We start from the raw sequence: 14,916 nt of genomic DNA, 5'->3' as shown, positions 1-14,916 counted from the left end.
CCACGGGCCCCTCCGGCGCGTCCTGGGCCACACCATGAGTCGTGGTAATTCACACACTCTGTCACGCCTTGCCGCTCAGCGCCCGACAGATCGTGATCTTTGCGGAGGTGGGCCGCGGCGCCCACGGCTTTCCCCGGCGGACTTGCCACGGCGGCGGCACCCTACGTATCTTGTCGATGTATCGAGCCGATACATTGACTCGATACATCGAGGAAACACATCGGGCCGACATATCGGCCCGGCGCATCGAGCGGGGTCCCGGCTCCGCGGAAGTGGAGAGGGCATGGGAGGCAGGAAGGGTGCGGGAGTACTCGAGCTCGCCGTCCTCGGCCTGCTGCACGAATCGCCCATGCACGGCTACGAGCTGCGCAAGCGCCTCAACGCCCTGCTGGGCATGTTCCGCGCCTTCTCCTACGGCTCCCTCTACCCCTGCCTCAAGCAGCTCCTCGCCAAGGGGCTCATCGTCGAGGACCGGCCCGAGGAGCCCAACACCGCCCTGGCCCTGCAGAGCCGCCGCTCGAAGATCGTTTACAAGCTCACCGCCGACGGCAAGGAGCGGCTCCAGGAGCTGCTCACCGAGTCCGGCCCGGCGGCCTGGGAGGACGAGGGGTTCGGCGTCCACTTCGCCTTCTTCTCGCACACCCGCGCCGACGTCCGGCTGCGGATCCTCGAAGGCCGGCGCAGCCGCCTGGAGGAACGGCTCGAACGGCTGCGCGCCGCGCTGGCACGCACCCGCGAACGGGTCGACAGCTACACCCTGGAGCTCCAGAACCACGGTCTCGAATCCGTCGAGCGTGAGGTCCGCTGGCTCAACGAGCTGATCGGACGCGAGCGGGCCGAGCAGGAACGAGCACAGGCCAGGGCCGGCAGGCCCGACACAACCACGAACACCACTCAGGACACGCCCCCCGAGCAGGACCGCTGACCACGGCTGCCGGACGGGGACGGTCGAGAGCACACAGGAGAAGGAGCAACCGGATGGGTTCGGTGCGCGTCGCCATAGTCGGTGTGGGCAACTGCGCCGCTTCGCTCGTCCAGGGCGTCGAGTACTACAAGGACGCCGACCCGGAGACACGCGTCCCGGGCCTGATGCACGTCCAGTTCGGCGACTACCACGTCGGTGACGTGGAGTTCGTCGCGGCGTTCGACGTGGACGCCAAGAAGGTCGGCATGGACCTGTCCGAGGCCATCGTCGCGAGCGAGAACAACACCATCAAGATCTGCGACGTCCCGCCGACCGGGGTGACCGTCCAGCGCGGCCACACCTTCGACGGGCTCGGCGAGTTCTACCAGCAGATCATCGAGGAGTCGAGCGCGCGGCCGGTGGACGTCGTGCAGGCGCTCAAGGACGCCCGCGCCGACGTGCTGGTGTCCTACCTGCCCGTGGGCTCGGAGGAGGCCGACCGGTTCTACGCGCAGTGCGCCATCGACGCGGGCGTCGCCTTCGTCAACGCGCTGCCGGTGTTCATCGCCTCCGACCCCGAGTGGGCCGAGAAGTTCACCCAGGCCGGCGTGCCGATCGTCGGCGACGACATCAAGTCGCAGGTCGGCGCCACCATCACCCACCGCGTCATGGCCAAGCTGTTCGAGGACCGCGGGGTCGAGCTGCTGCGCACCTACCAGCTCAACTTCGGCGGCAACATGGACTTCATGAACATGCTGGAGCGGAAGCGGCTCCAGTCCAAGAAGATCTCCAAGACGCAGTCGGTGACCTCGCAGATCCCGCACGAGATGGCCAAGGCCGACGTGCACATCGGCCCGTCCGACCACGTGCCGTGGCTGGACGACCGCAAGTGGGCCTACGTCCGCCTGGAGGGCCGCTCCTTCGGCGACACCCCGCTCAACCTGGAGTACAAGCTGGAGGTCTGGGACTCGCCCAACTCCGCCGGCGTGATCATCGACGCCGTCCGCGCCGCCAAGATCGCCAAGGACCGCGGCATCGGCGGCCCGATCCTGTCCGCCAGCTCCTACTTCATGAAGTCGCCGCCCGAGCAGTACAACGACGACGACGCGCGCGAGGCCGTGGAGAAGTTCATCCGCGGCGAGGTCGAGCGCTGAGACCCTTCTCACATCGGGCACAATGAGGCGCCCCGGCAGTGGACATCCACGCCGGGGCGCCTTTACATCCCTAGGGAAAACGCCGATGTTGAGGTGGTTGTCACCCTCTGGCTCTAACCTGGCACCGCCAGTAATGGTGTGTGAGGCTCCGAGTCGAGCTGAGGAGAGGCATGGCACGCGAGACGCTCAAAGTGACGGCCGGATTCGCCGGGCTCGCGCTCGGCCTCTCCGCATGCGGGGCCGCAGGCGGCCCCTCCGACATCCCCACCGGCCCTCCCCGGGACGGCGGCACGCTGAAGGTGGTCGGCTCCTCCGACGTCGAGCACCTCGACACCGCCAGCGCCAACAGCGTCGGCGCCTACGGCCTCACCCGCACCTTCGCCCGCACCCTCTTCGCCACCAAGGCCTCCAACGACTTCAACGAGGCCGTCGCCCTGCAACCCGACATGGCCGCCGAACTCCCCACCAAGGAGAACGGCGGCATCAGCAAGGACGGCCGCACCTACACGGTGAAGCTGCGCAAGGGCGTCCAGTGGAACACCAAGCCGCCCCGCCCCGTCACCGCGGCCGACTTCGTCCGCGGCTTCGAACGGCTGTGCAACCCCGCCTCCCCCTCCAGCGCCAAGGGCTACTACACCTCCACGCTGAAAGGCATGGACCGCTACTGCGACGACTTCGCCAAGGTCGACGCCAAGAGCGCCCAGGCCATCGCCGACCACCAGAACCGCCACGACATCGACGGCGTCGAGGCCGAGGACGACCACACCCTGGTGTTCCGGCTCCAGAAACCGGCCAGCGACTTCCTCAACCTCCTCGCCCTCCAGTTCACCGCCGCCGCGCCGCAGGAGTACGACCGGTACGTCCCCGACAGCGCCGAGTTCCGGCGGAACACCGTCTCCAACGGGCCCTACCAGATCACCGAGTACCGGCCCGGCAGCTCCTACACCCTCGGCCGCAACCCCGCCTGGCGCCGCGAGACCGACCCGCTCCGCGGCGGGCACGTCGACAAGATCCAGATCACCCTCGGGCAGGACTCGGCGCAGGCCGTCCAGCAGCAGCTCGAAGTGGGCACCGCCGACCTCTCCTGGGACCACCCCGTCCCCACCTCGGCCATCCCGCGGCTGCGCAACTCCCGCGACCCCCGCTTCGCCATCCGCGACACCCCGAGCAACAGCCCGTACGTGGTCTTCAACACCCGCAGCCCCAACAACGACGGCGCCCTGGGCGAACGCGCCGTCCGGCAGGCCCTCCAGTACGCCGTCGACCGCACCGCCCTCATCAAGATCGTCGGCGGCCCGGAGATCGCGCAGCCCCTGCACACCGTCATCCCGCCCGGCAGCTCCGGCCACGCCCCCGCCGACCTCTACCCGACCCCCGGCGAATCCGGCGACCCCGCCCGCTGCCGCCGCCTCCTGGCCGACGCGGGCTACCCGGACGGACTCAGGCTGAAGTTCCCCTACCGCACCAACAGCGTCCACAAGCTCATCGCCGAATCCCTCAAGGCCAACCTGGAGGCCTGCGGCGTCCACGCCGAACTCTCCCCCGACGCCGGCGGCACCTTCTACGCCAGAACGCTCTCGTCCCCCGACCGGACCCGCGACGGCGCCTGGGACATCGCCGCCCCCGGCTGGACCCCCGACTGGTACGGCAACAACGGCCGCTCGATCATCCAGCCCCTCTTCGACAGCCGCGACTACGGCCCCGGCTCCACCAACTACGGCGGCTACGACAACTTCCAGGTCAACGGCCTCATCGACGCCGCCCTCACCGCCCCCGAGCCGTCCCACGCCGCGGGCTACTGGCGCCTCGCCGACCAGAAGATCATGGAAGACGCCGCCATCATCCCGCTCCTCAACCGAGCCCAGCCCATCTTCCACTCGTCCCGCGTAGGCGGCGCCGTCTTCCTCCCCACCACGGCCGGCTACGACTACACGAGAGTCTGGCTCGGTTGACTGTGTTTATCTGGGGGGCCACCCCCCAGACCCCCGGGTCGGGTCGATCGGCCCCTCCGCTCGCCTGGCGGCTCGCTACGGGCCCGCCCACCCCGGCAAGGGGCTCCGCCCCCTGCACCCCCGGCAGGAGGGGCTCCGCCCCCCTGCACCCCCGGCAGGAGGGGCTCCGCCCCCCTGCACCCCCGGCAGGAGGGGCTCCGCCCCCCTGCACCCCCCACCAACACCGCAGGGTGAATTGAGGGGTCGTGTTTACCTGGGCACCAACCCCCGCGCCGCCAGGCGGGGAGGGCTCCGCCCCTGCGCCCCTGCGCCCCCGACAAGCAACACCGCAGGGTGAATTGAGGGGCCCAAGACCTTGCACAAGACCATCTGCTCATTGGCGATACGTGGGCCTGGGTGATTGAGGTCTCCCCTATGGAAGGCCGTTCGGGGGTGCAGGGGGTGTCCCCCTGCCGGGGGCGTGGGGGCGGAGCCCCCACCGGGGGGTGCGCGCCCTGGAGCGAGCCCCCAGGCGAGCGCAAGGGCGCGAACGCCCCGCCCTGGGGGTCCGGGGGGTGGCCCCCCGGGTAAACACAGCCCCCCAGATACATACTGTGCATATGTGGGCTGATGGGTTGCTTGAGGTTTTGCGGGGGCGGGATTTTCGGCGCCTGTACGCTACGCGGCTGACTTCTCAGCTCACTGACGGGGTCTTTCAGGTGGCCCTGGCGGGTTATGTGTTCTTCTCGCCGGAGCGGCAGGCTTCGGCGGGGAAGGCCGCGGCGGCGTTCGCGGTGACGTTGCTGCCGTATTCGGCGCTGGGGCCGTTCGCGGGGGTTCTCATCGACCGGTGGCAGCGCCGGCAGATCCTGGTGTGGACGCCGGTGCTGCGGGCGGTGCTGGTGGCCGCGGTGGCGGCGCTGGTCGCGGCGGGGCAGGACGGGGCGTTCTTCTTCATCGGCGTGTTGATGGTGCTGGGGGTGAACCGGTTCTTCCTGGCGGCGCTTTCGGCGGGGCTTCCGCGGGTGGTGCCGCGCGAGCACCTGGTGACGGCGAACGCGTTCGCGGTGACGTCGGGGACGATCATCGCGTTCGTCGGCGCGGGCGTGGGCTACGGGCTGCGGAACGTGTTCGGGGCGGGGGATTCGGGGACGTCGGCGATCCTCGTCGTCACGACCGGTTGCTTCCTGCTGGCGGGACTGGTGGCGACCTCGTTGCCGCGGCTGGTGCTGGGGCCCCACCTGGAGGAGGCGCCCGCGCAGACAGTGGAGGAACTGCGGAACGTCGTCCGGGGCCTGGTGGACGGGGCGCGGCACATCTGGCGCCGGCGCCCGGCCGCGCTGGGGTTGGCGGCGATCTCGTTCCACCGGTTCCTGTACGGCGTCGTCCTCATCATGACGCTGCTCCTGTGCCGTAACCACTTCAACGCGAACGCCGAGGCCGGCCTGGCGACGTTCGCGTTGATGCTCGGGGTCTCGGGGGCGGGGTTCTTCGCGGCGGCGCTGGTCACGCCGTGGGTGGTGCGGCGGATCAGCAAGCAGGCGTGGATCTCGTTGCTGCTCGGGGCGGGCGGGGTGTTCCTGCTCGTGCTCGGCACGCCGTTCAGCGAGGTGCCGTGGGCGGCGGGGGCGTTCGCGCTGGGGGTGGTGTCCCAGGGCGTGAAGCTGTGCGTCGACACGATCCTTCAGGAGTCGATCGACGACGCGTACCGCGGGCGGGTGTTCGCCGTGTACGACATGCTCTTCAACGCCACGTTCGCCGCGGCGGCGGCGCTGGCGGCCGCGTGGCTGCCGCCGGACGGCGTCTCGTACCCGACCCTGGGGATCGTCGTCACGGCCTACGGCATCGGCGCCCTGCTCTACTGGAACGCCGCCTCACGCGCGTCGGCCAAGGTGCCCTAGACCCGCCTCAGGGTGCGAACGAGCGGGCGGTGAGGAGACGTCGAAGGCGAGCTTCACCGCCCCGATCGCGAAGCGACGCCGCACCCGCCAGGCTCGCTCACCCGGCGAGCGCCGTAGGGCGCCGCCTCGGGTGCCGCGCGAGCGCGTTCCCTAGGCGGTGAGGCGACGCCGGAGGCTCGTGCCCGCACGGGGCTAGAGGGATGCGGCTATGGCGTACATGGCGTCGGCTATGTGGCCGGTCTCGTCCTCGGTGCAGACGTACGGCGGCATCGTGTACACCAGCTTGCCGAAGGGGCGGAGCCAGATGCCGTGGTCCATGGCGATCTCCTGGACGGCGGTGACGTCCACCGGCTCGCGTGCCTCGATGACGCCGATCGCGCCCAGCACGCGGGCGTCGGCGACGCCGGGGAACTCCCTGGTCGGCTCCAGGCCCTCGGTGAGGATCGCCTCGATGGTGTCGACCTCGTCGCGCCAGTCGCGGGACAGGAGCAGGTCGATGGAGGCGGCGGCGACGGACGCCGCCAGGGGGTTGGCCATGTAGGTCGGGCCGTGCATGAGCGCGCCGCCCTCGCCCGAGGAGATCCGTTCGGCGACGTCGTCGGTGCACAGGGTCGCGGCCATCGTCATGTAGCCGCCGGTGAGCGCCTTGCCCAGGCACATGATGTCGGGGGCGATCTCGGCGTGGTCGCAGCCCCACAGCTCGCCGGTGCGGCCGAAGCCGGTGGCGATCTCGTCCAGGATCAGCAGCAGGCCGTGCTCGTCGGCGAGTTCGCGGAGGGCGCGCAGGTATTCGGGGGCGTAGAAGCGCATGCCGCCCGCGCCCTGCACGATGGGTTCGACGATGATGCCGGCGAGTTCGTGCGCGTGTTCGGCGGCGAGCTTGGCGAGTTCGTCGAGGTAGGCGCGGTCGGGGTCGGCGGAGTAGCCGAGCGGGGGCGGCGGCGCGAACAGGTGCCGGGCCAGCACGTCGGTGAACATGTGGTGCATGCCGTTCACCGGGTCGCAGACGGCCATGTCGCCGAAGGTGTCGCCGTGGTAGCCGCCGCGGACGGTGAGGAGCCGGTGGCGTTCGGGGCGGCCCTGGGCGCGCCAGTACTGGAGCGCCATCTTGATGGCGACCTCGACCGTGACCGAGCCGGAGTCGGCGAAGAACACCTTGGTGAGCGGTTCGGGGGTGAGGTCGACGAGGCGTTCGGCGAGCCGCACCGCGGGCGGGTGGGTGAGGCCGCCGAACATGACGTGCGCCATCTTCCCGAGCTGCGAGGTGACCGCCTCGTTCAGGACGGGGTGGTTGTACCCGTGCACGGCGGCCCACCACGACGACATGCCGTCGATGAGCTCGGTGCCGTCGGCCAGGGTCAGCCGGACGCCGGACGCCGACACGACCGGGTGCGCGGGCGCGGCCGCGGGCATCGGCGCGTACGGGTGCCAGATGTGGTCGCGGTCGAAGGCGGCGAGCCGTTCGGCCTCCCGCGGGCTCATCCGGGCGAGCTTCAGGTCGATCACGCGTCCCCCTCGATGAGGCCCTGCTCGCGGGCCCAGCGGCGCAGTTCCTCCGCCGCGGCCTCCTTGCCGATGAGACCGCGGTCCAGGCGTACGTCCAGGAGGAACTTGTACGCCTTGCCGACCAGCGGCCCGGGCTTGATGCCGAGGATCTCCTGGATCTCGTTCCCGTCGAGCTCGGGACGGATCGCGGCGAGCTCCTCCTCCTCGGCGAGCCGCTCGATCCGCACCTCCAGGTCGTCGTAGGTGCGGCGCAGCCGTTCGGCCTTGCGCCGGTTGCGGGTGGTGCAGTCGGCCCGGGTCAGCTTGTGCAGCCGCGACAGCAGGGGCCCGGCGTCGCGGACGTAGCGGCGCACCGCCGCGTCGGTCCACTCGCCCGTCCCGTACCCGTGGAAGCGCAGGTGCAGCTCGACCAGCCGGGACACCTCGGCGATGACGTCCTTGGGGTAGCGCAGCTCGCCGAGGCGCTTGCGGGTCATCTTGGCGCCGACGACCTCGTGGTGGTGGAACGACACCCGGCCGCCGTCCTCGAACCGCCGGGTCTTGGGCTTGCCGATGTCGTGCAGCAGCGCGGCCAGCCGCAGCACCAGGTCGGGGCCGTCCTCCTCCTGGGCGATCGCCTGCTCCAGGACGATCAGCGAGTGCTCGTAGACGTCCTTGTGCCGGTGGTGCTCGTCGATCTCCAGCCGCAGCTTGGGCAGCTCGGGCAGCACGTGCGCGGCCAGCCCGGTGTCGACCAGCAGCGCCAGCCCCTGCCGCGGGTACTGGCCGCAGACCAGTTTGGACAGCTCCTCGCGGATCCGCTCGGCGGAGACGATCTCGATCCGCCCGGCCATGTCCGTCATCGCCGCCACCGCGTCGGGCGCGACCGAGAAGCCGAGCTGGGAGGCGAAGCGGGCGGCGCGCAGCATCCGCAGCGGGTCGTCGCCGAAGGAGTCCTCGGGACGGCCCGGGGTGCGCAGCACCCTGTCGCGCAGGTCGGTCAGGCCGCCGAACGGGTCGACGAACTCGTGCCCCGGCAGCCGGGCGGCCATCGCGTTCACCGCGAAGTCGCGGCGCCGCAGGTCCTCCTTGAGCGAGGTGCCGTACTGGACCTGCGGCTTGCGGGAGCGGGGGTCGTACGACTCGCTGCGGTAGGTGGTGATCTCCAGCTGGTGGTCGCCCTTGCGGAGGCCGACCGTGCCGAACTCGATGCCGATCGTCCAGACGTTGTCCGCCCAGCCCTTGATGATCTCCAGGACCCGTTCCGGGGGCGCGTCGGTGGTGAGGTCGACGTCCTTGCCGGGACGGCGCAGCAGCGCGTCGCGCACCGGTCCGCCGACCAGTGCCAGCTCGTGTCCCGCGGCCTCGAACCGGGTGCCGAGCTCGTCCGCGACGGGGGCGATCCCGCGCAGCAGCTCGGCGATGGCGACGCGCTGGGGCTGGGGCAGCGGCGGTGAGGGCGGCGACTGCTCTGGGGTCATTTTGCGATCGGGCACGGCCATCCAGCGTATTTCCTTGCGAAGCGGCTGACAAAAGGCTTTGCGGCGGTCCCGGAGGCCCCGCGGGCCCCGCGACGTCGCGGGAATCCCTGGGGCACGGCGCACCGGCAAAGAGCGGTGAGAGAGCCCTTCACATGGCGCGATCCCCGGGTTACGTTCACGACACCCCGATGACGCCCCCGCGCGATCCGCCGGTGAGGCCTCCCGTAAGACAGTCCACGGTAGCGGGGACCGTCGGGGCGTGCTCAACCGCGTCACAGGCGGCCCGACGTACGACAGGGGACGAAGGCGGGCTCCAAGGACGGGTGAGGGGCTCCTGCCGCCGCAGGGCCCCGCTCCGGCCCGCACCGGGACCCTGACCGAATCGGGGGGTGTGTGCGGGGCGATCCCCGCGGGACGGAGCTGACATGAAGGACGCCCTCACCATCCACCGCGCGCTCCTCGAACGCGAGACGCGGCACGAGATCGTCCGGCTGCCCATCGCGATCGCCCGTGCCGACGACCTGCCCAGGGCGCTCGGCCTGCCCGCGGAGCGGTGCCTGGTGACGCGCGTCCTGGCCTGCAACGACGTGCAGCGCGGGCGGCGCTTCCTGACCGGGGTGATCGTGGCCGCCGGGACCGTGCCGCCGCTCGAGGTGGTCCGGCACGCGGTCGGCGCCCGGCTGATCCGCCCCGCCCGTGCCGACCTGGTCAACGCGGTCACCGAGTACGCGGCCGACCTGGTCTGCCCGCTGCTCCTGCCCGAGGGCATGGAGGTCCTGATCGACCGGGCGATCATCGACGCGCTCCCCGTGGACGAGGTCGTCTACACGGCGACGGGGGAGGCGTCGACGGCGCTCGGCATCCACGCCCTGGACCTGTACGCGCTGAGCCGCGCCCGGCCGGTCCGGCTCAGCGCCCGTTCCGGTCGTGCGGAGCGGGGTGGGGACGCGGAGGTCGCCTGACACTGAACATCCGCCTCTTCCACCGCAGTGCCCACTACCGCACCAGCCCATGGCCGCGTCCCAGGACGGTTCCGCCGCCGGGAACACCGACTCTTTATGCAAACGTGAGGCGGCACGCGGCAGGGTTACGGGCAGAGCGAGGAGAAGGCGTAACGCCACGCGGAAGCGAGACACGATCGTTTTGGGGGTGCCCTTGGACGGGACGGATCGGCCGGACGGCGGCTCGATCCCCGGCGGCGGCAGGCCAGGACGGCCTTACGGCACCGGTGTCGGGACTACCATCGAGCCCGTGATGCGGGAAAGCGACGTCCGCCATCCACGGGCGGCCCGGTCGTCTCCGGCGGCGGGCGGTCCTCGGGCGGACATGGCGTGAGAACTGTCCTACACGCGGTGGCGACGGCCGCCCTGCTCGCCTGCGTCACAGTGGGCACGGCCCCGGCCGTGGGCGCGGTGCCCGCCGTGGGCGCGCTGCCCGCCGCGCCCGACCCGGAGGGCGGGGGCCAGTCGCGCGAGCGCCAGCAGGTGGCGCTGGTGCTCGACAAGGTGACCCCGAAGACGGCGGGCCCGTCCGGCGCCCAGTCCAAGATCAGCGTTTCCGGGCGGGTGGAGAACCGCTCCGGCCACGCCCTCCCCGGCCTGAAGGTCCGGCTGCGCACCTCGGCGCAACGCATGACCAGCCGCAACCAGCTCGCCCAGTACGCCGCCGGGCAGCCGTCCTCGCTGCGCGGGCTCGCCGCGGAGGGCCAGCTCGCCCAGGCCGCCGGCGCGGGCGGCAAGGCCGCGTTCTCGCTCGGCACCACGACCGCGACGATCGGGCTCCAGGCCTTCGGCGTCTACCCGCTCGGGGTGGAGGTGGTGAACCAGTACGGCCAGGTCCTGACCGGCGTCAACACCTTCATCACCTTCGTCCCGAAGCAGCGCGACTTCAGGCCGCTGTCGGTCGGCTGGATCTGGCCGATGATCGACCGGCAGCACCGCACCACCGACGACACCTTCCTGGACGACCAGCTCGCCACCGACCTCGCCCCCGGCGGGCGCCTGGCCGGGCTGGTCGACGCCGCCGCGACGACCAAGACCCCGGTCACCTGGTCCATCGACCCGGCGCTGATCGACGACGTGCAGACGATGGCCGCCGCCCCCTACCTGGTGAAGGGCCCGCGCAACAAGAAGGGCACCCGCAAGCCCAAGAGCACCGCGGCCGCCGCCTGGCTGAACTCGCTGAAGACGGCCTCGAAGAACGACCCGTACTTCGCGCTGCCCTACGCCGACCCGGACGCGGTCGCGCTCGTCCGCAACAAGATGTCCAACCATCTCTCGATCGCCTACGCCAACAGCGGCGGAGTGAACCAGGCCCTCGGCCGCCCGCCCGTGCAGATGGCCTGGCCGCCGTCCGGGATGGCCGGGCACAGCACCCTCAACGAGCTGGCCAAGCGGGGGCGGCTCGGCAACGGCGCGTTCGTCATGAGCAGCGCCGCGTTCGCCGATCCCACCCAGGGCTACACGCCGGGCGCCACCACCCGGCTGGAGACCGAGGAGGGCCCCAAGAAGACCGTCGTGTACGACGAGACCCTCAACCGGATCGTCAGCGCCGACACGCGGTCGCCGGGCGCCGCCGTCCTGGCCGAGCAGCGGTTCCTCGCCGAGACCGCGATGATCACGGCGGAGGCGCCGGTGCTGGCGCGCTCGCTGGTCATCGCCCCGGACCGGCGCTGGAACCCCTCGCCCCAGTTCGCCAAGAACCTGCTCACCTACACCGCCGCCGCGTCCTGGATGGCCGAGACCCCGCTCGAGAAGATCGCGAACGCGGCGCCGCTGGACCGGGTGTACCGCGGCTACCCGGACGCGATGGAGGGCTACGAGCTGGGCCGCTCCTACCTCGACCGGGTCGCCGAGATCTCCCGCCGCGCCGCCCGCTTCTCCTCGATCATGGTGGAGCCGGTGACGGTGTCGTACCGGCGCGCGGTGCTGCGCATGGAGTCCACCGCCTGGCGCGGCCGCAACTACAGGCGGGCGGTGGAGGCCCGGCGGGTCCTGTCCGAACGGCTCGACGACGACATGGGCCGGGTCCGCGTCCTCATCGGCCCCGCGCAGCGCGTGACGCTGGCGGGCAACTCGGGCCGGATCCCGCTGACCATCGCCAACGAGCTCAGCAACCAGACGATCAGGGTGCGCCTTGAGGCCGTCCCGGAGAAACCCGCCCAGCTCCAGATCGGAAAGTTCGACGACGAGGTCATCGAACTCGGGCCGGGCCAGAAGCAGACCCTGTCCATCCCCATGCGGGCCGCCGGCAACGGCAAAGTGCGGGTGAACCTGCGGCTGACGTCCGCGGACCGCCGCACGTTCGGGTCCAAGCATGTCATCACCGTCCGCAGCACCGGCTATGGGCGCGTCGCACTGCTCATCACCGGGGGCGGACTTGCCGTACTCTTCGTGGGCGTCGGAGTGCGGGCCATGAGAGCGAGGCGCCGCCGGAAAGCGGAGGCAGCCGGTGACGGAGCGACCGGAGTGGGACCAGTGGCGGCGGGACCCCCAGGACCAGGGATCCCCGGCGCCGCGGAACCCGGCGTCCCCGGAGGACCAGGAGCCTCCCCCGGCGCCGGGCCAGGGCCCTTCGAGCCCTTCTCCGGAGGGACGCTACCCGGCGGAGGGGCAGGGGACTTCAGGACGCCCACCGACGCCGCCCCCCTCCCAGCACCCACAGCACCCGCAGCGCCCTCAACAACCCCCTCAGCACCCGCAGCATCCCCAGTACCAGCAGCGCCCTCCGTACCCGCAGGGCCAGCAGGGCCCGCAGGATCCGCGGAGGCGGCCGAACCCCCAAGCGCCACCACCGGCCCACTACCCGCCGCCCCCGGCCCAGAGGCCGGGTCAGGGCCAGGGACAGGCACCGGGCCAGGGCCAGAGGCCGGGGCAGGGTCCCCCTCCGGGGTACGGCCCGACGCCGGGCCAGAGGCCACCAGGAACGCCGGGGACGCCGGGCAGGCCACCGGGGGCAGGCGCCGGAGCGGCAACTCGCACTGACCTCCCCCTCCCGGGCGGCGGCCACCCCGGCCACCCCGGGCATGGCGGGCACGCCGCACCCGGCGGCCAAGGCGGTCGGTACGGCCCCGGCAGGCCGGGCGCTCCCCAGGTCCCGCCCGGCGCGCCACCCGGAACATCGGCCGGGACACATCCCGGCGGCCTCCCCACCAACGTTCCCGGCGCGCCCGGGGGCCCCGCGGGGCCGTTCCCCGGCATGGGCACGCCCGACGTGACCGCGGAGCCGGGCCCCCCGCCGCCCCCGCCCGGCGGCGAGGGCGAAGGCGGCGGAGGCGAAGGAGGCGGCCGCCGCGGCGGGGCGTCCGGGCTGCTCCGCTCGGGCGCGATCATGGCGGTCGGCACGCTGGCGTCCCGGCTCACCGGCTTCCTGCGCACCGCGATGCTGGTCGCCGCGCTCGGCACCGGCGCGCTCGCCGACGCCTACAACACCGCCAACACGGTCCCGTTCATCGTCTACGACCTGCTGCTCGGCGGCATCCTCACCGCCGTCGTCGTCCCGCTGATCGTGCGGGCCCGGGAGCGGGACGAGGTGTACGGCGCCCGCTACGAGCAGCGCCTGTTCACCCTCGCCGTCCTCGGCCTGGCGCTGATGACCACGGTGGCGGTGCTGCTCGGCCCGGTCTTCATCTCCATCTACGGCGGCTCGATGGAGGGCGCGCAACGCGACCTGGCGGTGCTGTTCGCCCGGCTGTTCGCGGTGCAGATCTTCTTCCTGGGGGTCAGCGCGTTCTCGGGCGCGATCCTCAACACCCGCAAGCGGTTCGCCGCCCCGATGTGGGCGCCGGTCCTCAACAACATCGTCATCTGCTGCACCGCGGGCGCGTTCCTGCTGGTCGCCACCGGCCGGGTGTCGCCCGAGTCGATCACCGACGGGCAGGTGGCGCTGCTGGCCGGCGGCACCATCGGCGGCATGGCGCTGCAGACGCTCGCGCTGTGGCCGTCGCTGCGCGGCTCCGGCTTCCGCTGGCGGCCCCGGCTGGACTTCAAGAAGGGCGAGCTCGGCCAGATCGGCAAGATGGCGGTCTGGACGCTGGCCTACGTCGTCATCACCCAGATCGGGTTCGCGGTGACGACCCGGCTGGCCAACTCGGCGGGCGTGCTGGGCCGCGAGCAGGGCCTCGGCGACGTCGGGTACACCCCGTACTTCAACGCCTACCAGCTCTTCCAGCTCCCGTACGCGATCATCGGCGTGTCGGTGATCACCGCGCTGCTGCCGCGGATGAGCGAGCACGCCGCCGCGGGCCGGATGGCCGAGGTCCGCGACGACTTCTCCAGCGGGCTGCGGCTGTGCTCGGTGGTGATCCTGCCCGCGGCCGGGCTGATGGGCGTGCTGGCTTCGGAGATCACCGTGGTGCTGTTCGCGCACGGGCAGACCAGCGTGGCGAACGCGCAGGTGATCGCGGAGGTGCTGCGGATGTTCGCGATCGCGCTGGTGCCGTTCGCGGCGTACCAGCTCATGCTGCGCGTCTTCTACTCGATGCAGGACACCCGCACGCCCACGTTCATCGGAATCGGCGTGGTCATCACCAACATCACGATGGCGCTGACCGCCTACGCCGTGCTGCCCACCAACAAGATCATCGTGGGGATCGCGGGCGGCTTCGCGATCGCGCAGACCGCCGGCGCGGTGCTCGGCTGGGCGATCCTGCGGCGCCGGCTGGGCGGCATGGACGGCCGCCGCATCTTCGTGTCGTACCTGAAGCTGGCGGTGGCGCTGTGGCCGCTGATCGGCTTCGCCTACGCGACGCACGCCGTGGTGGACGCGGCGCTCGGCGCCGGGCTCGCCTCCGGGCTGATCGCCCTGGTCGCCGGGAGTGTCGGCGGCGGCCTGCTCTACCTCGTTTTCGCCCGGATGATGCGTGTGGAAGAGGTCGGATCCATGCTCTCGATGGTGACGCGCAGGTTGCCCGGACGGGGATGAACCAGGCGAACCGCCGGAACGCCCGGGGGACGCGTGGCAAAGTACACAGGACGCGCCCCGATAAGGCAGCCGCCCAACAGAGTAAGCACTACCATGTTGGAGACTACGGCCTGCGGGGCGACACCCTGGGGAACGCAA

9 protein-coding genes are annotated in these 14,916 nt (G+C 71.6%); 7 read left to right on the top strand and 2 right to left on the bottom strand.

The features are described from left to right. Positions 1-283: 283 nt before the first annotated feature. From ACFPZN_RS05010 to ACFPZN_RS04995, 4 genes are all read left to right on the top strand, one after another. Positions 284-925: a PadR family transcriptional regulator gene (locus tag ACFPZN_RS05010; RefSeq protein ID WP_378280587.1), complete on the top strand. Its 642-nt coding sequence runs from the start codon at positions 284-286 to the stop codon at positions 923-925. Between the two features lie 53 nt (positions 926-978). Beyond that, on the top strand, positions 979-2,058 hold the full coding sequence (locus ACFPZN_RS05005) for an inositol-3-phosphate synthase (protein WP_378280585.1): 1,080 nt from the start codon (positions 979-981) through the stop codon (positions 2,056-2,058). A gap of 170 nt (positions 2,059-2,228) precedes the next feature. Then, positions 2,229-4,010 (top strand): ABC transporter substrate-binding protein, encoded by a 1,782-nt coding sequence (locus ACFPZN_RS05000; protein WP_378280583.1) that lies wholly within the window; start codon positions 2,229-2,231, stop codon positions 4,008-4,010. A 599-nt stretch (positions 4,011-4,609) separates the two neighbouring features. Further along, positions 4,610-5,890, top strand: coding sequence for an MFS transporter (locus tag ACFPZN_RS04995; RefSeq protein ID WP_378280580.1), 1,281 nt, complete (start codon positions 4,610-4,612; stop codon positions 5,888-5,890). A gap of 192 nt (positions 5,891-6,082) precedes the next feature. Here the strand turns inward: ACFPZN_RS04995 and ACFPZN_RS04990 are convergent, their stop codons facing one another. Further along, positions 6,083-7,396 (bottom strand): adenosylmethionine--8-amino-7-oxononanoate transaminase, encoded by a 1,314-nt coding sequence (locus ACFPZN_RS04990; protein WP_378280578.1) that lies wholly within the window; start codon positions 7,394-7,396, stop codon positions 6,083-6,085. Next, positions 7,393-8,856 carry a CCA tRNA nucleotidyltransferase gene (locus tag ACFPZN_RS04985; RefSeq protein WP_378280687.1) on the bottom strand — a complete coding sequence of 488 codons (1,464 nt, stop codon included), beginning with the start codon at positions 8,854-8,856 and terminating at the stop codon, positions 7,393-7,395. Before ACFPZN_RS04985 ends, ACFPZN_RS04990 begins: the two co-directional genes overlap by 4 nt. A gap of 425 nt (positions 8,857-9,281) precedes the next feature. On the opposite strand from ACFPZN_RS04985, the gene ACFPZN_RS04980 reads away from it, so the two are divergent. The 3 genes from ACFPZN_RS04980 (at position 9,282) to murJ (ending at position 14,778) form a co-directional block, all read left to right on the top strand. Further along, on the top strand, positions 9,282-9,818 hold the full coding sequence (locus tag ACFPZN_RS04980) for an aminoacyl-tRNA deacylase (RefSeq protein WP_378280576.1): 537 nt from the start codon (positions 9,282-9,284) through the stop codon (positions 9,816-9,818). A 369-nt stretch (positions 9,819-10,187) separates the two neighbouring features. After that, a complete protein-coding gene (locus tag ACFPZN_RS04975) occupies positions 10,188-12,839 on the top strand; it encodes a DUF6049 family protein (RefSeq protein ID WP_378280574.1) in 2,652 nt (883 codons plus the stop codon). Between the two features lie 214 nt (positions 12,840-13,053). Continuing rightward, positions 13,054-14,778 carry a murein biosynthesis integral membrane protein MurJ gene (murJ, locus tag ACFPZN_RS04970; protein ID WP_378280572.1) on the top strand — a complete coding sequence of 575 codons (1,725 nt, stop codon included), beginning with the start codon at positions 13,054-13,056 and terminating at the stop codon, positions 14,776-14,778. Positions 14,779-14,916: the final 138 nt, after the last annotated feature.

The organism is Actinomadura rugatobispora, assembly GCF_042656285.1.
Lineage (GTDB): Bacteria > Actinomycetota > Actinomycetes > Streptosporangiales > Streptosporangiaceae > Spirillospora > Spirillospora rugatobispora.
Note: the sequence above shows the minus strand (reverse complement) of the source record. Positions and strands in the feature narration are given on the sequence as shown.